Below are 16728 nucleotides of genomic sequence, written 5' to 3' on the forward strand. Positions count from 1 at the left end.
GGTTCCGCTTCAGGCAGCGCCGGCGGCGGACGACAGGCAGGTCGGCGCAGCGGCCTGTCGCCCGATCACCCGTCCGGACGCATCCTGCAGCTCGACCTGCAGAGGCATCCTGCCCAGCGCGTGCGTGGCGCACGACAGGCAGGGATCGAAACAGCGGATCGCCACCTCGATGTGGTTGAGCAGGCTTTCGGTCAGTTCGTGGCCGTTCAGGTAGCGCTGCGCGACCCGACGCACGGCCTCGTTCATCGGCTGGTTGTTGTGCGTCGTCGAAACGATCAGGTTGCACATCGTCACCAGATCGTCGTCGTCGACCCGGTAATGGTGAATCAGCGTGCCACGCGGCGCCTCGATGACGCCGACACCTTCGTGGTGACGTGTCCCGCTGCTCCGCAGCTCGCCGCCCGAGAGGTCGTCATCGTGCAGCAGATCCTTGATCGCTTCGGCGGCGTGCAGCATCTCGATCATCCGCGCCCAGTGGTAGGCCAGCGGCGCGTGGACAATCCGGCCGCCGCCGTGGGCGATGAACTCGCGCCGCTCGGCTTCCGCCAGTGGCGTCGCGATCACGTCGCAGTTCTGGATGCGGGCCAGCGGGCCGACCTTGTACCAGCCTTCCTGCGGTCCGATGGCGGTGAGAAACGGGAACTTCATGTAGCTCCAGGGTTTCACTTCCTCGCCGATCAGCTCGGCATAGCTGCGGCTGTGGACGGCGTCGGCGAGCAGCCGACCATCGGCGTCACGGGCCCGCAGGCGGCCCTCGTAGAAATCGAGCACACCACCGGCGCCGACGATGGAGAGCAGATTCGAGCGACAGGTTCCGAACTCGTCGTAGAGCCCCGGATCGGCGGCATGCAGCCGCTTGACGAGTTGCACGGCCTGCCGGCTCCAAGCGATGATCTGGTAGATCTCGCCCAGCAGCTCGGTACGCTCGGCGCGGCTCAGCGCGCGGTTGACGCCGCCGGGAACGGCACCGGTACCGTGCACGCGCTTGCCGGCGGTGAGGCGGATGACTTCCTGGCCGAAGCGGCGCAGCAGGACCCCTTGGCGGGCGATTTCTGGATGTGCGGCGGCGATGCCGACGATGTTGCGCCGACCGGCGTCGCTGGCGAAGCCGAAGAGCAGATCGGGCGACGAGAGGTGGAAGAAATGCAGCGCATGCGACTGCAGGATCTGTCCGGCGTGCATCAGCCGACGCAGCTTCTCGGCGGTCGGCGGCAGATCGTCGGCGCCGACGACGTGGTCAAGCGCCTTCGCCGCCGCCAGGTGATGCGACACCGGGCAGATGCCACACAGGCGCTGCACCATCACCGGCACCTCCCAGTAGGGGCGCCCCTGGATGAACTTCTCGAAGCCGCGGAACTCGACGATGTGCAACCGCGCCTGCTGCACTTGGCCGGCGTCGTCGAGCAGCAGAGTGACCTTGCCGTGCCCTTCGACGCGCGACAGCGGGTCGAGGGCAACCCGCCGCAGGCTGCCGCCGTCGGTGGGCGCGGTTTCCAGGGGGAAAGCCGTCGTCGCCATGTGCGCGTTCAATCGAAATGCAGCAGGGGATGCCCGAGGCGCGGCGTGCGGCCATCGAGCAGGTCGGTCAGGAACTTCCAGATGGCATCGCCGGACGGCGGGCAACCGGGGATGAAATAGTCGATACGGACGACTTCGTGAACCGGATGCACCTGGTTGAGTGGCAGCGGCAGTTCGGGATCGTTCGGCACCTGACCGCCAACGATTCCCGGTCCGGTCCGGTACACCTCCTGCAGGCACTGCCCGAGGTCGAGATGGTTGCGCTGCGCCGGCAGGCCACCGTTGACGGCGCAGGCGCCGAGGGCGATCAGCACCTTGCACTGCTGGCGGAACTCGCGCAGGACATGGACGTTCTCTGCGTTGCAGATGCCGCCCTCGATGAGGCCGATGTCGCAGGGGCCGCAGTGCTTGGTGTCGGTCAGCGGCGAGCGGTCGAGATCGACGCGGTCGAGCAGTTCGAACAGGCGCTCGTCGATGTCGAGCAGCGACATGTGGCAGCCGAAGCAGCCGGCCAGTGAAGTCGTGGCGAGGCGCCGCTTGCGTGGCCCGGTGGGCGGGTTCATCTCAGATCACCTGCTCGCTGCCGCCGCTGGCGGACGGACGCCCGCTCTGCATGCCGATTGGCTGCAGGTCGTAACGCCGGCAGCCGATTGGCTGCAGGAAACCCTGCCGCTTCTCGAGAATGACGCCAACCGGGCAGACATGCGCTGCCTTGTCGGCGAGCGAAAAGCCGGTATCTGCCAGACGGCCGGATTCGGCGTTGACGATCAGGTGCTTGCCGATGCCGCGCCCGGAGAGCGCGAAGACGTTCTTGCGATCGACATCGCGGCTGGCGCGAACGCACAGCTCGCAGAGGATGCAGCGGTTGAAGTCGAGCAGGACGTCGGGGTGCGAGGCATCGACCGGCCGGTCGGGATAGAACTGCGGGAAATGTGGTGTCAGCATCTCGAGTTCGTAGGCAAGCGCCTGCAGCAGGCAATTGCCGCTCTTCTCGCAAGACGGGCAGAAATGGTTGCCCTCGACGAAAAGCATCTGCAGCAGCGTACGCCGCTTGTCGTTGAGGTCGGGCGAGTTGTTCTCGACCTCCATCCCGTCCTTCGCCGGCATCGTGCAGGCCGAAACGTAGCGGCCATTGGCCTTGACCGTGCACAACTTGCAACTCCCCTGTGGCTTGAATTCGGGGTGATGGCAGAGGTGGGGGATGAAGATCCCGGCGACGGTTGCCGCTTCCATGATGGTCTGCCCGCTGCTGAAGGGAACCGGCAGGCCATCGAGCAACAGGCTCGGTGCGTTCATCGGTCGACTCGCTGGAACCCGGCGGCGACGCTGAAATGCGCCGCTGGATCGTCGCGTCCGGTCATCTGGCGGGCGACCGACAACGCATCGTCGAGATCGCAGGCCGGGGCGAAGTCGAGCGAGCGCAGCCGCCGCTCGTAGGCCGGGCGAAACTTGTTGAGAGTGTCGAAAAGCGGATTGCACGCCGCCTGGCCGAGTCCGCAGTGGCTGGTGGCATGCAGCAGGCGATGGATGCGGAAGATCTCGCTGATGTCGTACTGTGAGCCGTTGCCATTGGCGATCTTGTCCATGCAGTTGGCGACCAGCGTCGTACCGACCCGGCAGGGCGTACAGAAGCCGCAGCTCTCGTGGGCGAAGAAATGGGCGAAGTTGCGGGCGACCTCGAACATGTCGCGGTGTGCGCCGAAAACCGTGAACGCGCCCGCCGTCGGCACATCCTCGAAAGCGATGCGGCGAGTGAATTCGTGCCTCGCCAGGCAGGTACCCGATGGACCGCCGACCTGCACCGCCTGCGCATTGCCGGCACCACAGTCGTCGAGCACCTGGTTGACGGAGACGCCAAAGGGGTATTCATAGACCCCGGGCGATTCGACGTCGCCGGCGATCGACAGCAACTTGGTGCCGGTCGACTGCTTGCTGCCGAGACCGGCAAACCAGGCGCCACCCCTGAGCGCGATCATCGCTGCCTTGCACAGGGTCTCGACGTTGTTCACCGCCGTCGGCTGGCCGCGGTAGCCCTGCTGCGCCGGATAGGGCGGGCGAATCCGGGGTATGCCACGGCGGCCTTCGAGCGACTCGAGCAACGCCGTCTCCTCGCCGCAGACGTAGGCGCCAGCGCCGAGGTGGATGTCGATGTCGAAGTTCCAGTCGCGCTGGCCGCAAACGCCGACGCCAAGCAGGCCGTTCTGCCGCCGCTGCGCCAGCTTTCCGTGCAGCGCCGGCAGCAGCCAGGCATACTCGCCGCGCAGGTAGAGCAGGCCCTTCTCGGCGCCGATGGCGAAGGCGGCCACACTCATGCCATCGAAGACGAGATCGGCATGGCTGGCCAGCAACACGCGATCCTTGAAGGTGCCGGGCTCTCCCTCGTCGGCATTGCAGATGACGTAGCGGCTGCCTTGTGGGTCACGGCACGGCGCGCGGCGTGCCGATTCCCACTTGGTGTGCGTCGTGAAACCGGCGCCGCCGCGCCCGCGCAGATTGGACAGCCTGATCTCATCGAGCAGTTGCTCGCGTCCGCGTGCAACTGCTGCCCGCATCGCCTCGCCGGCCGACCAGCGGGTTGCGAGCAGAACATCCCGGCGCCGGATGTTGTCGGCGACGAGAAACCAGTCGCGCGGCCAGTCGGTCATCGCCACCTGTGACCGGACGAGTTCGCTGATGCGGTCGATGCGCTCGGCCGAGATGCCCGTCAGCGGTTGTCCATTGACCAGCAGCGCCGGCCCCTGATCGCACATGCCGGTGCACGATGTGGTATCGACGCTGACCAGTCCGTCCTCCGAAACCTTGCCACGCTCGATCCAGAGCCGGTTGCAGAGCCGATCCATCAGTTCGATGCTGCCGAGCATGCGGTCGGTCACGTTGTCGGAGAAGAGGATTCGATAGCGTCCGACTGGCTGCAGATGGAGAAACGAGTAGAAGCCGGCAACTCCCTCGACACGCGCCCGTGGCAACTCGACGGCGTCGGCGATGGCAGTCAGTGCGATCCGCGGCAGGTAGCCGAAAACATCCTGCGCCTCGCGCAGAATCTGCAACAAGCGCTCCGGTTCGCGACGATGACGGTCGACGATGGGTTGCAGCAGCGCTGCCACACCTGTCGCATCGAAGCACTCGTCGGCCACCACCATCTCCGGCAACCATCGCGAATCGCGATCCATTGCGCAAGCTTACCGGTCCCGGGGGCCGTAGTGCTGACGCAAGTCAACCAAAACGATGAAAAACCCGCCTCGGCTCAGCATCGGGCGAGCAGGGCGGTTCGGTCACTCCGGTGAGCGGCCCCGCCGTCCAGCGCCCGGATGACTGGCGGGCGCAGCTGCCGCTGGCACTCAGCGACGATCGTCGGCGACCCGCATCAGCATGGTCCGCACTGCTGCTTTGTCGCCGATCGCCATCGCCGCCCGCAGGGCATCGATCCGTTCGGCCAGAGCCTCGGCTTCGAGCCCGGGTTCGGTTGCCTTCATGATCTTCGGGTGCGAGGTTCCCTCGGCGTTGCTGCTGCCGATCAGCAGTTCTTCATAGAGCTTCTCGCCTGGGCGCAGGCCGCTCATGACGATCTCGATGTCGCCGTCGGGATTGGCCTCATCGCGCACCGATTGCCCCGCCAGGCGGATCATGTTGCGGGCCAGATCGACGATCCGTACCGGCTCGCCCATGTCCAGGAGGAAGATCTCGCCACCACCTGCCAGGCTGCCAGCCTGGATCACCAGTTCGACCGCCTCATGGATCGACATGAAGTAGCGTGTCACCTCCGGATGGGTGACGGTCACCGGCCCGCCTTGGGCGATCTGCTCCTTGAACAACGGAATGACCGAACCGCTCGACCCGAGAACGTTGCCGAAGCGCACGGCACAGAAGCGCTGGCCTGTTCCGCCAGCACTGGCGCGACGGGCAAAGTCCTGCACCAGCAGTTCGGCGAGGCGCTTGCTCGCACCCATGACGTTCGTCGGGCGCACCGCCTTGTCGGTCGAGATGAGGACGAAGGTCGCGACTGCCGCGTCGAACGCGGCCTGGGCAACGGTCAGCGTGCCAAGGACATTGTTGCGCGCTCCTTCCAGGACGTTGGCCTCGACCAGCGGCACGTGCTTGTGGGCGGCAGCGTGATAGATGGTATCGACCCGGTGCGTGGCGAGCAGTCGTGCCACCAGGTCGGCATCGCCAACCGAGCCGAGGGTGGGCACCACCTCCTGCTCGCCGATTGACCGCAGCAGGCGGTCAATCTGGTACAAAGCATGTTCGCTGGCTTCGAGCAGGACGAGGCGCGCCGGTGCCAGAGCCGCAATCTGCCGACACAGTTCAGAGCCGATCGAACCGCCGGCACCGGACGAGGACCACCTTGTCGCGCACGCAGCGGCCGAGCAGGGCGGGATCGGCCGCCACCGGGTCGCGCCCGAGCAGGTCACCGATGTCGACTTCGCGCACCATGTTGACCAGATGCCTGCCGCTGGCGATGTCCGTCAGCGAGGGCAGGATGCGTACCCGCACCGGATGCCGCTCCAGTTCGGACACGACCTCACGGCGGCGGGCATTCGACGCCGAAGGCAGGGTGACGATGACATCGTGGATGTCGAAGCGGTTGATCAGCGATTCGAGCTGTTCGGGCGCATAGACGCGCAAGCCGGCGATGTCCTTGCCCTGCAATGTGCCATCGTCGTCGAGAAAGCCGGCCGGAAAGAGCTGCCGGCCGCGACGCAGCGAAGCGGCAAGCTGCCGCCCGGCCTCGCCGGCACCGTAGATGAGCACCTGGCGCCCGGCGAAGCGGCTGCGAACCGGAAACCACAGCAGCCAGCGGGCCGAGAAGCGCGAGCCGGCGACGAGAACCGTGCCGATGAGCCAGTAAAGCAGCGGCACCGCGCGTGGCACCCCCTGGCCGCCCGTCATCTGCGTCATGAATGCCAGCGCCGCCCAGAGCAGGGCTGCCAGCGACATCGCCTTGACCACCGACCACAGAGCCTGCTCGCCAAGGTACCGGATCACCGAGCGATACAGGCCCATCTTCAGGAAGACGGGCATCGCCAGGACGGGCGCGATGGCCATCAGCAGCAGCTGCGAGCGATTCGGCTGGAACCATTCACCGAAGCGAAGGGCATAGGCTGCCCATAGCGAAGCGATCAGCAGCACGGCATCACCGGCAAGCATCAGTGCCTGCTTGTTGCGGCGCGGCAGGTCGATCAGGGCGTTCGACAGGCGTTCCGGCAACAGCTTAGGCATCGCCTGCACGCCCCCGCGACAGGAAACTGGAAGGAGGAGTCACTGTGCACGCGCCCATCGGTGGCCGGCGCGTCGAGCGAGACCGCTCCTTCCCTGGGACAGGATTTCGGCTGCGCAGCCGGGGCGCGGGATCATCCTCGAACCCTGAGCGGGCATGACGGAGCGGATCATGCCGAGCGGCATCCGACGCGCTCGCCGTCGGCGCCAGGAATGCACGCCAACAAGCGCCGACAGCCGGTTGCCCGGGTGCCGGTCGCCGATGGATCAGCGGCCGCGCAGCAAACATGAGACTCCACACGGAAAGGAGCACCGGCGGCAGGCGCCATTGGCACGACGCACCCGCAGGATGCCGCGACCCCGGTCGGATGCCTGGCCAAGTCCCTCCTTCGGCTGCTCACGACTGTGCCGGTCGCACATCGTACTACAGGCCGCCTGCTGCGGCACCTGTTGCCGCCAGGATCACGGACATTGCCGGATGCCGACTGGCTCATCGTCGCTCAGCCCGTCTGCACGAGTTCGCCCCGAAGTGTCGAAGAATCTTACAGCGACACACATGGAGTCAAAACAAAAAGCATTAAAGCATTGGCTTGGATCTTTGGCATCGTTTTTGCTTTTGAATCCTCATGATAACTCAGGCTAGGAGAACGCCATGAACGGCAAGCCAGCAACGATCACCGCTGCCATCCTGGCAGCCACTCTGTGCGCCGCCGCTCCCGTCGGCGCCGCGACCATCGACGTCCTCGGCTGGACGTCGAACCCCGCCGGGTTCAGTCCGTGCCTGTCCGGTTGTTCCATCGGCGTGCCGTTCAGCGGCAACAGCGACCTGACCGCGGCGACCCCGGCAGGTTATCAGGGAGTCGGCTTCCGGCCGGGAATGATCTTCAACGACGCCACGGGCAATCCCGCCGGAGCCGTGGCCGCATCGGCGAATGGCCTGCCGGCGCACACCAGCCTGAACATCAGCTTCCTGCTCGCGGTCATCGACAGCTGGGATGGCGATACCAGCCGCGGCGGCAGCAACCCGCCCGACATCTTCAACATCACGGTCGACGGCGTGTCGGTCTTCGCGCGCACCTTCGACAACTTCGACCTGAACGACCAGAGCGCGTCGACGGCGAACCTGTTGAGCTTTGGATCGAACCTCGGGTTCAGTTCGTGGAACGATTCCGCCTACGACTTCACCGGCAGCAACGCGCTGCTGAACATCCCGCACACGGCTGCCTCCGTCGACATCCGGTTTTTTGCCAGCGGCGCCGGCTGGCAAGGCGGAGCCGACGAGTCCTTCGGCCTCGACAGGCTGTTGATCAGCGTCAACACCAGCGACGTACCCGAACCGGGCTCGCTGGCCCTGCTCGGCTTCGGTCTTGCGGGTCTCGCGCTGCGTCGGCGCCTTCCAGGCTAGTCCGCAAGGCGCTGGTCGCCTTGCCACCAATCTGCGGGCGCGCCGCTGGCGGCGCGCCCGTTGTCGTTCCGGCCGCCGTACCGACGTCGCCGCGACACTGCGGCGGGGGCAGGAGGGGTGTTCGCCCTGGATGACTCGCGCTCCCGACCCGTGGTCACCGCAGCCTTGCAACCGGCAAAACCCCACAGTCAGATAAACAGAAACTATTGGCGGCGACCTTGCCGCACGGGCACAATCGGCTGACCGGTGCGCGCTTTCGCCCGAAGCGACGCGATGCTGATGGCTGTCAATCCCCTCGCGGCTGTTCCGGATTGGCTGCCCAGGGTGGCAGCGTTCGGCTTGCGAGGTTCCCAATGATTCCCTTTTACGCATCCCTCGTTTCGCAGCCCGCGACCGTGGATGGTTCCCTCAGAACCCTTTGCGGCCCGATCGCGGGCATCGACAGCCTTGTCTTGACGCCCGACCAGCGACTGTTCGCCAGCGGGCGCGATGGTGTATTCGAACTGCTCGCGGACGCTGATGGGCGTTGCCGGACGGAGCTCATCCCGATCGCTGTGGACGGCGTGCCCGCCAACTGCATGAAGAATGGGATCGCGACCGATGGCAATTACCTGTACCTCGCCTGCGCGCATGTCCGCGAGAACCACAATCCGCTCGTAAGAACGATACTCAACGACCTCAACGACGTCGAGCAGGTAGCCAAGGGCCTGCTGCAGCTCTACATGGTGGCGTTCACCTTTCGCGTCGACTCATGGGTCCTGCGCTGCGACCTGCGGCGGACACCGCTCGCGTTCACCGAGCAACTGGCGTTGTTGCCGCCAGATTCCCAGTCTGGCGGACTCGCGACCAACTTTCTGGCCAACGGCATTGCCGTCGATCCGTGTACCTCCGTCCTCTATGTCGCCAACAGCGCTCCCGGTCTCGCTTCCGCCATCTACCGCATCGCGACCGACGTCGCGGCCGACAGCCACCGTTGCACGCTTTGGCACCGCCCACCGGGTTGCAAACCAAATGGCCTGAAGCTGCTCGAGCAGGGGCTCTGTTACACGGGAAACGGCGTCAGTTCGGCCGTACTCGGCCGCGTGCCGGTCAAGCCCGATGGCAGTGCCAGTACGTCCGAGATCATCGAAATCGCGCGGCTGCGGCTTTTCGCCCATTTCGATGCCGTCCCGCAGGGCTTTGTCGTCGCGGAATCCGGTGGCACCGCGGGCCTGCAGGCGGGCGCGTTGCGCCTCGTTTCCAGCGCCGGACGAACCATTGGAATGGTACGTTGTGCGGGTCTGCACCGACCCTGCGCAGTGGCCGTCGCCACTGCCGATACCGCCCTCTTCTCCATCGGCGACATGCTGGTGGCTGACCGGCACGACGGCCGGGTCCTGGCATTCACGCCGGATGAGTCCTGGCAGCAATGGCTGCGCGGTGCGGACGCACATGCCAGCGGGGCGAGTGCGGCAGCGAACGCGCTGGCGCCTCGCTGAACGGAGCGCGCCCGTGCTCATGCCGACGAGCCTGACACCCGGCGGCCTTTCCTGCTCTTGGGAGCTGCTGTCCGGCCACCAGGGATTCATCGTCGCTCAACGGCTGCGCGCGTCACCCCACAGCACTTTGTGCAGCTGCAGCTGGAATCGGACCGGCAGGCGATCCTCGACGATCCACCCCGCGAGCGTTGTGGGCGCCAAGTCTCCGGCCACGGGAGACAGAAGCAACGGGCAGATCGCTGCAAGCCGGCGCTCGGAAATCTGGCGACAAGCCCAATCATAATCGACGCGGTCACGCACGACGAACTTGACTTCGTCGGCTGGCGTCAGGTGCTCCAGATTCTGCCATCGGTTGCGCGCACATTCGCCCGAACCGGGAGCCTTGAGGTCGACGATGCGTGACACGCGCCGGTCGACGCCAGCGATATCGAGCGCACCCGATGTTTCGAGCGAGACCGAATGACCCGCGTCGCCGAGTTCGCGCAACAGGCTCAGGCAGCCGCTCTGCGCCAACGGTTCGCCGCCCGTGACGCAGACGCGGCTGACGCCGTAGCTCGCGACCACGGCCAGCACTTCCGGCAGCGCCATGCTCCTCCCTCCCTGGAAGGCGTACGCCGTGTCACACCAGGTGCAGCGCAGCGGGCATCCTGTCAGGCGGACGAAGACGGTTGGCAGGCCGACGCGCGAGCTTTCGCCCTGCAGCGAGAGGAAGATCTCGCTGACCTTCAACGCAGTCCGTCCGGCCGAGGACGTCACCTGCCTACTTCTTCAGGCGCTGCTTGGCGGTGGTGGCGGCGGCGCTGTCCGGATACTTCGCCACGATTGCCTCGAGCGTCGCTTTCGCCCCCTTGGCGTCCGCCAACTCCTGCTGGCACGTGGCGATGTTGAGCAAGGCTTCTGGTGCCCGGGAATTGGCTGGCCACTTGCTGGCGACGACGCGGTGGGCGTCGATCGCCTTCTTGCAGTCGCGCTGTGAGTACTGGGCATTGCCCAGCCAGTAGTAGGCGTTGGGGGTCAGGCTGCTCTCGGGGTGCGCGCGTGCAAAGGCCTCGAAGGCCGTTGCCGCCTCCTTCAGCTTGTTGGCGCGAAAGAGGTTCAACGCCGCCTCATACTCACGCGCTTCGGTCGCCGGGTCGCTGGCCGTCTTTTTCGGCGTGTCGACCGGTGCCTTGCCGTCGTCCGCTGCCGGTTTCGGATCGCTGCCTGCCGCGGACAGCGGTTCGAGCTTGCGCAGACGTCCGTCGAGATCGACGTAGAAATCCTGTTGCCGCTTGCGGGCCGCATCGAGTTCGTAAGTCAATGTCTCGACCTGGCCACGCAGGCGGGAATTCTCGTCGCGCAGGGCCTGGATCTGATTGGCCAGTTCGATCTGACCCTTGGCGACCGTATCGAGGCGCTCGTTGGTCTTGATCGCCAGATCCTTGATCTGTCGCCGCGCCTCGTCATCGTCGAAGAGGCCCGCCTGCGCCGGCTGGGCAGCGAGCACGGCGGCGCACAAGCCAATGCGCGTCAGGAGACCGGCCATTCCCCACCCGGCAGGGGAACGTCGCAACTCTGCCGACACTCTAGAACTCGCCGCTGTACAGCATGTCACCACGACGGTTCTCGGCCCAGGCGGCCTCTCCGTGGCCTTCATTCTTCGGCTTCTCTTCGCCGAGGCTCACCGCCTCGAGCTGGTCTTCGCGGGCGCCGAGCAGGGCCATCATCTTCTTGATCGCGTCGGCGCGCTTCTGGCCGAGGGCCAGGTTGTATTCGCGACTGCCGCGCTCGTCGGTGTTTCCCTGGATCAGCATCCTGAACTGCCGGTTCTCGGTCAGGAACTTGGCATGCGCGGTCACCAGATCCTTGTACTCCGCCTTCACTTCATAGCTGTCGTAATCGAAATAGACGCTGCGTTTGGAGAGAATGCTTTTCGGATCGGTGAGGACCGCCGGCAACCTGCCGCCATCGACGCCCCCCGTGGTCACGGTGGCGACCGAGGGTCCGCCGGCGCGCGATTCGACCGGCGCGCCAGACTGATCGCCTCCCTCCGGCGTCGAGCTGCAGGCGGCGATCAGAAGGGCCAGGGCGGCCGGGATGACGAGTCGTTTCATGAATTGTTTCTCCTGCGCTATTTTCGACATCGGAGTGCGTTGTCAGCGGTTGAAAGGGCCCCATGCCGGTTCGCGAACGTCGCCCGCGGAAATGGACAGGCGCTGCTTGATGCGACCATCAAGGGAAACCGCCGAGAGCACCCCGCGGCCACCCATCTCGGTGGCGATCAGGACCATCCGGCCATTCGGCGAGAAAGTCGGCGATTCATCCTTGTTCGAGTCGGTGAGCACCTGCACCTGGCGACTCGCCAGATCCATCACCGACAACCGGAAGCCTCCATCGCGCCGGCTGATGAAAGCCATCGACTTGCCATCGGGCGAAATGCGCGGGCTGACGTTATAGGTGCCCTCGAAGCTGACTCGCTGGACGTCGCCGCCGCCGATGTTCATACGGTAGATTTGCGGGCTGCCCCCGCGATCGGAAGTGAAATATAGATTCTGGCCGTCGGGCGAGAAGTTCGGCTCGGTATTGATCGCCGTGTCGGTCGTCAGTCGCTGTGCGCCGGAGCCGTCGGCATTGACGAGGAAGATCTGCGAGCCGCCGTCCTTGCTCAGAACCACCGCCAGCCGGCGACCGTCAGGGGACCAGGCGGGCGCCGAATTCGAGCCCTTGAAGTTCGCGACGACGACCCGCTTGCCCGAAGCCAGTGAGTGAACGTAGACCACCGGCTTCTTGTTCTCGAAGGAGACGTACGCCAGACGGCCGCCGTCGGGCGACCATGAAGGCGAGATGATCGGCTCGCGTGAGATCAGCGCCACCTGCGCATTCTGGCCATCGGCATCGGCGATGTGCAGCTCGTAGCGCGCCGCGCCGGCGCGGACGACGTAGGCGACGCGGGTGGAGAAGACGCCCGGCTCGCCGGTCAGTTTTTCGTAGATGATGTCGGCGATGCGATGCCCGGCTGCCCGCAACATCGTCTTCGATGTCACGAAGGCCGAGCCACCGAGCGCCGTCTGCTTGTTGACGTCGTAGAGGCGAAAGCGTGCTTCCTGGCGGCCGTTGTCGCTCGCGCCGATGCTGCCGGCAGCCAGGGCATCGGCGCCGCGGCTCTTCCAGTCGCCGAAGACCGGACTCGATGCCTCGGTCATGGCGACGCCGCTGCTGTCGACCATCCTGAACAAACCGCTTCGTTCCAGATCGGCGCGAATGACCGAAGTGACGATGCGCGACGAAGCCGCGTCGCCACCAAATTCGGCGATCGCCACCGGGATCCGGTTGGCGCCGGCGCCGGTGATCTCGACTGTCAGTTGGCCGTGCGCCGGTGTCAGCAGGAGCGCGAAGGCAGCGAGAGCCAGCAGGTACAGAAGACGCAGCTTGATTGCAGAACGAGACATGGCGCATGTCCATCACAGAAGGCGCGATTATATCGTCTATGGATGCTTCTGATTTGTAACGATACGTTATCCTGCAGCCGATCCGGCAAGCGGCTTCAGGGCCGGCGCTCGCCGTGCTGGCGATGCCCGACGGCCCGCGAGCGCATGTAGGCGGCAAAGAAGCCGGCGTCGATGGCCTGCAGCCTGGCTCTTTCCTCGATCAGCGCCTTGCTGTAGCCGCCTGGCTCGATGGCGAGAATTCCCGTCAGCACAACGAAGGCCAGCAAGCCCCGAATGCCCGCGGCAGCCTGCCTGAGCGGCGGCGAGATCTCGCCGGCGAGCGCAGCGGCCAGCTCGGGTTGAGTGAGCAGACACCAGGCCGGAAACCAGGTCGCGTCCGGCATCTCGGTCTCCGCTTGAAAGCGGCGCCAGTCGCTCTCGAGCTGCGGCGCAGCGAGTTCCCGCAGCAGCTCCGGGAAGGAGTCGGCGGCGAACCAGGCAAGCGACAGGATCTGCCAGCGGGCTGCCTGCAGGCCACCGACGCGGTAACGGGCCAGTGCGCGCCAGCGCAGGATCACGGGGTCACGCCAGCCGTCGGCGAAGCTGCTCGCCGCAGCCGCAGCCGCGGCCTCGGCTTCGGCATGAGCTTGTGCCCGCAGGTACAACGCGGCGGCGTGGGTCTGCGGTCGCGCGCGGTCGAACGGCTGGCGGGCAGCGGCGGCTGCCAGCTTTCGGCAGGTCCGGTTGAGGAATCCCTGCGCCTCGCCGCCGAGAGCCCGGGAGGCAGGAGCCACATCGGTATCGAACACGCCGACCAGCTGCTCGAGGCGGTCGCTGTCGAGGCTTGCGCAATCGCTCTCCCGATCCCTCTCGAGGAAGGCCAGCAGGACGCCGAAAGCCGCCAGGTCGGCCCGCGCCGGAGCCTCGGCGCGCAGGGCTGCGAGCGAGTCCTGCACGCGCCCGCAGTCGCCCGTCCGAAAGGCAGCAACGACATCGTTGGCCAACGTCACCTCGCGTGAATCGAGAAAGAGGTCCAGCTGATGACTAGTCACTTCGGCTCCTGGCTGCCCGGTGCACGCCCGACACGGCCCCCTCTTCAGTCGTCGCGCGGCTTGTACGGGATCTTCAGAACACGCTCGAACAATTCGGGCTTGGCAGGTTTCGGCAGCGGCGACGACTTGTGGATCGCCCTCTCGACGGCGGCGTCGAGGGCCGGATTGCCGCTCGAACGGCGCAACTTGACCTCGAGCACTTCACCGCTCGGCAACTGGGTCACCTCGAACTCGGCCTGTGGGTTGCCCTGGATTCCGGGTGGCAGCGTGATGTTGCCGCGTATCTTGCCGCGGATCTTCTCGATGTACTCCGCCTGTCCGCGCTTGGTTTCGGCTGCCGCCTGCTCCGCCTGCAACTGCCTGAGTTGCCGCGCCTCGGCGTCGGCCCGCGCCCGTTGTTCCTGCGCTGCCTTCTGCTGCTGCAGCTGCCTCTGTTCCCGCTTCAGTTCCTCATCGAAGCTCGGGCGGCGTTCGGGTTCCTTCGGTCTTGGCTCCTCCTTCGGCTTTGTCTCTTCCTTTCGTGGCGGCTCCTTCGGTTTCGCTTCCTCCTTGCGCGCCGGCTCGCGGGTCTTCGGCTCCTCCTTGCGCGGTACTTCCTTGGTCTTCGCTTCGTCCTTCCGCGGCGCTTCCTTGACCGGCTCCCTGGGTGGCTTCTTCTCCTCCTTCTTCGTTGCGATGTCCGGCTTGACTTGCGGCTTTGCCTCGGCTTTCGGTTCGGGCTTGGTGATCGGCTGCGGCGCTGGCTCAGGCCTCACCTGCGGTTTGGGTTCCGGTTTGGCTACCGTCTTGGGCTCCGGTTTTGGTTCCGGCCTGGGTTCGGGTCTGGGTTCCACCTTCGGCGCCGCGGGCCTGGGTTCCGTTTTCGGTTCGGGCTGAGCGGCGACCGGCGGCGCCGGTGCGGCACGCCAGACCTCGATCTCGACCGCCACCGGCGGTTTGCTCTTCCACTGCACGCCAAGAAACAGCGCGCCGAGGAGCAACAGGTGCACGGTCGCTGAAAGGGCGAGCGATGGCCATTTCGCCGGCTCATCCGGCGGCGTTGGCGGCAAGGTCTGGACCGCTTCCACCGCTCAGCGACTCACTTGTCGGAGGGCTGCACGAGGAGGCCGATGCGCTTGACCTGCTGTCGCTGCAGATCGTCCATCACTTCAAGGACGGCCTCGTACCTGACCTTCTTGTCGCCGGCGATGAGGACCGCCTGTTCGGGGTTTCGGCGCTGCGCGCTGGCAATCTCCTGCACCATTTCGCTGCGGCTCAGCGGACGCGGTTCACTCCTTCCCGGAGTCATCAAGGCCAGCGTTCGGTCGGCCCGGACGATCACCTGCAGCGCTTCGGCCGGTGGCTGCGCAGCCTTGCCGACCGACGGCACATCGATGCTGCCCGTGGTGATCATCGGCGCGGTCACCATGAAGATGACCAGCAGCACCAGCATGACGTCGATGTAGGGGACGACGTTGATCTCGTTCTTCAGGCGACGCGCACGCATGGCTCTACCTCATCTGCCGCTGCAGGATATTCGAGAACTCCTCCATGAACGACTCGAAGCGCGACGACAGGCGGTCGATCTCGTGCGCAAAGCGGTTGTAGGCGACGACCGCCGGAATCGCGGCGAACAGGCCGATGGCCGTCGCCACCAGCGCTTCGGCAATTCCCGGCGCGACCGCCGCCAGCGTCGCCTGGCCGACGTTCGACAGTCCGCGGAAGGAGTGCATGATTCCCCAGACGGTACCGAACAGCCCGACATACGGACTGACCGAGCCGACCGAGGCGAGAAAGGCGAGGTGCGAGTCGATGCTGTCCATCTCGCGCTGGTAGGTGGCGCGCATCGCCCGTCGCGAACCGTCGATCACATCCTTCGGATCAAGGTTCTTCTGGCTGCGCAACTTGGTGAACTCACGAAAACCGGATTCGAAGATGCGCTCCATGCTGCCGGTGCTGTGGCGATCGTTGATCGCGCTCTGGTAGAGACTGTTGAGATCGCCGCCGCTCCAGAAATCGCGCTCGAACTGCTCCGTCTGTGCCCGCGCCGCCTTGACCGTGAACCATTTGCGGAAGATGTAGTACCAGGACATGAACGAGACGCCAGCGAGCAGCAGCATCACGGCCTGCACGACGGCACTGGCGTTGAGGATCAGGTGCAGGATCGACAGGTCTTGCGAGACATTCATTGGAGTGCTTCCAGTTTGTTGCGCAGGATTGCGGGGATCGACACGGCCTTCATCTGCGCCGCATTGACGCAGACGATGTGCACGGCGGCACGGATCAACTCCTGCCGTGACTCGTCGCTGCCTTCTCTGGCGCACCCGATGTGCTGCCGAAAGAAGATCTGGGCGCGGCTGATACGTTCCACTTCGAGGCCGACGATCAGCTCGTCGTCCAGTCGTGCCGGCTTGAGATACTCGATCGTAAGCTCGCGGACGACGAAGGCGATGCCGGGATCACGCAGCAGATCGGTCTGGCGGTAGCCGATCGAGCGCAGCCATTCGGTTCGGCAGCGCTCCAGGAATTTGAGATAACTCGCGTAGTAGACGACCCCGCCGGCATCGGTATCTTCGTAGTAGATGCGTACGCGACAGGCGAATGTTGTTGGTTTCTGCTCGTGGTTCATGGCCGGCACGGATTCTAAGGCAGCACCCTGTGGGCAAATGTAA

The 16728-nt window shown here is 65.6% G+C and carries 15 protein-coding genes and 1 pseudogene; 2 read left to right on the top strand and 14 right to left on the bottom strand.

Annotation, left to right across the window (positions count from 1 at the left end; translation table 11 throughout):
* Nucleotides 1-9: 9 nt before the first annotated feature.
* The 5 genes and pseudogenes from HT579_02830 to HT579_02850 form a co-directional block, all read right to left on the bottom strand.
* Nucleotides 10-1518 (bottom strand): Ni/Fe hydrogenase subunit alpha, encoded by a 1509-nt coding sequence (locus HT579_02830; GenBank protein ID QKS27978.1) that lies wholly within the window; start codon nucleotides 1516-1518, stop codon nucleotides 10-12.
* Nucleotides 1519-1526: 8 nt separating this feature from the next.
* Nucleotides 1527-2081: an NADP oxidoreductase gene (locus HT579_02835; GenBank protein ID QKS27979.1), complete on the bottom strand. Its 555-nt coding sequence runs from the start codon at nucleotides 2079-2081 to the stop codon at nucleotides 1527-1529.
* A gap of 1 nt (nucleotide 2082) precedes the next feature.
* On the bottom strand, nucleotides 2083-2814 hold the full coding sequence (locus HT579_02840) for a (2Fe-2S)-binding protein (GenBank protein ID QKS27980.1): 732 nt from the start codon (nucleotides 2812-2814) through the stop codon (nucleotides 2083-2085).
* On the bottom strand, nucleotides 2811-4658 hold the full coding sequence (locus tag HT579_02845) for an NAD(P)H-dependent oxidoreductase subunit E (protein ID QKS31463.1): 1848 nt from the start codon (nucleotides 4656-4658) through the stop codon (nucleotides 2811-2813). Before HT579_02845 ends, HT579_02840 begins: the two co-directional genes overlap by 4 nt.
* Before the next feature lie 198 nt (nucleotides 4659-4856).
* A pseudogene (locus HT579_02850) lies at nucleotides 4857-6738 on the bottom strand (polysaccharide biosynthesis protein).
* Between the two features lie 649 nt (nucleotides 6739-7387).
* Here HT579_02850 and HT579_02855 point away from each other — a divergent pair.
* Both HT579_02855 and HT579_02860 read left to right on the top strand, forming a co-directional pair.
* On the top strand, nucleotides 7388-8140 hold the full coding sequence (locus HT579_02855) for a PEP-CTERM sorting domain-containing protein (protein ID QKS27981.1): 753 nt from the start codon (nucleotides 7388-7390) through the stop codon (nucleotides 8138-8140).
* A 578-nt stretch (nucleotides 8141-8718) separates the two neighbouring features.
* Nucleotides 8719-9618, top strand: a complete 900-nt coding sequence (locus tag HT579_02860; GenBank protein ID QKS27982.1) for a hypothetical protein — start codon at nucleotides 8719-8721, stop codon at nucleotides 9616-9618.
* A gap of 96 nt (nucleotides 9619-9714) precedes the next feature.
* Here HT579_02860 and queE read toward each other — a convergent pair whose 3' ends face one another.
* From queE to ybgC, 9 genes are all read right to left on the bottom strand, one after another.
* Entirely contained in the window at nucleotides 9715-10374 is a 660-nt protein-coding gene (queE, locus tag HT579_02865) for a 7-carboxy-7-deazaguanine synthase QueE (GenBank protein QKS27983.1), read from the bottom strand.
* Between the two features lie 4 nt (nucleotides 10375-10378).
* A complete protein-coding gene (ybgF, locus tag HT579_02870) occupies nucleotides 10379-11143 on the bottom strand; it encodes a tol-pal system protein YbgF (GenBank protein QKS27984.1) in 765 nt (254 codons plus the stop codon).
* A 40-nt stretch (nucleotides 11144-11183) separates the two neighbouring features.
* On the bottom strand, nucleotides 11184-11711 hold the full coding sequence (gene pal / locus HT579_02875; GenBank protein QKS27985.1) for a peptidoglycan-associated lipoprotein Pal: 528 nt from the start codon (nucleotides 11709-11711) through the stop codon (nucleotides 11184-11186).
* Nucleotides 11712-11753: 42 nt separating this feature from the next.
* Nucleotides 11754-13046 carry a Tol-Pal system protein TolB gene (gene tolB, locus HT579_02880; GenBank protein ID QKS27986.1) on the bottom strand — a complete coding sequence of 431 codons (1293 nt, stop codon included), beginning with the start codon at nucleotides 13044-13046 and terminating at the stop codon, nucleotides 11754-11756.
* 95 nt (nucleotides 13047-13141) lie between these two features.
* A complete protein-coding gene (locus HT579_02885) occupies nucleotides 13142-14077 on the bottom strand; it encodes a hypothetical protein (protein QKS27987.1) in 936 nt (311 codons plus the stop codon).
* Between the two features lie 44 nt (nucleotides 14078-14121).
* The gene (tolA, locus tag HT579_02890; protein ID QKS27988.1) at nucleotides 14122-15144 is read right to left on the bottom strand and encodes a cell envelope integrity protein TolA; all 1023 of its coding nucleotides are present in this window, start codon (nucleotides 15142-15144) and stop codon (nucleotides 14122-14124) included.
* An 11-nt stretch (nucleotides 15145-15155) separates the two neighbouring features.
* Nucleotides 15156-15563 carry a protein TolR gene (tolR, locus tag HT579_02895; GenBank protein QKS27989.1) on the bottom strand — a complete coding sequence of 136 codons (408 nt, stop codon included), beginning with the start codon at nucleotides 15561-15563 and terminating at the stop codon, nucleotides 15156-15158.
* A 4-nt stretch (nucleotides 15564-15567) separates the two neighbouring features.
* Nucleotides 15568-16245 carry a protein TolQ gene (gene tolQ / locus HT579_02900; GenBank protein QKS27990.1) on the bottom strand — a complete coding sequence of 226 codons (678 nt, stop codon included), beginning with the start codon at nucleotides 16243-16245 and terminating at the stop codon, nucleotides 15568-15570.
* Entirely contained in the window at nucleotides 16242-16685 is a 444-nt protein-coding gene (gene ybgC / locus HT579_02905; GenBank protein ID QKS27991.1) for a tol-pal system-associated acyl-CoA thioesterase, read from the bottom strand. Before ybgC ends, tolQ begins: the two co-directional genes overlap by 4 nt.
* Nucleotides 16686-16728: the final 43 nt, after the last annotated feature.

Source organism: Candidatus Accumulibacter similis, assembly GCA_013347225.1.
GTDB lineage: Bacteria > Pseudomonadota > Gammaproteobacteria > Burkholderiales > Rhodocyclaceae > Accumulibacter > Accumulibacter similis.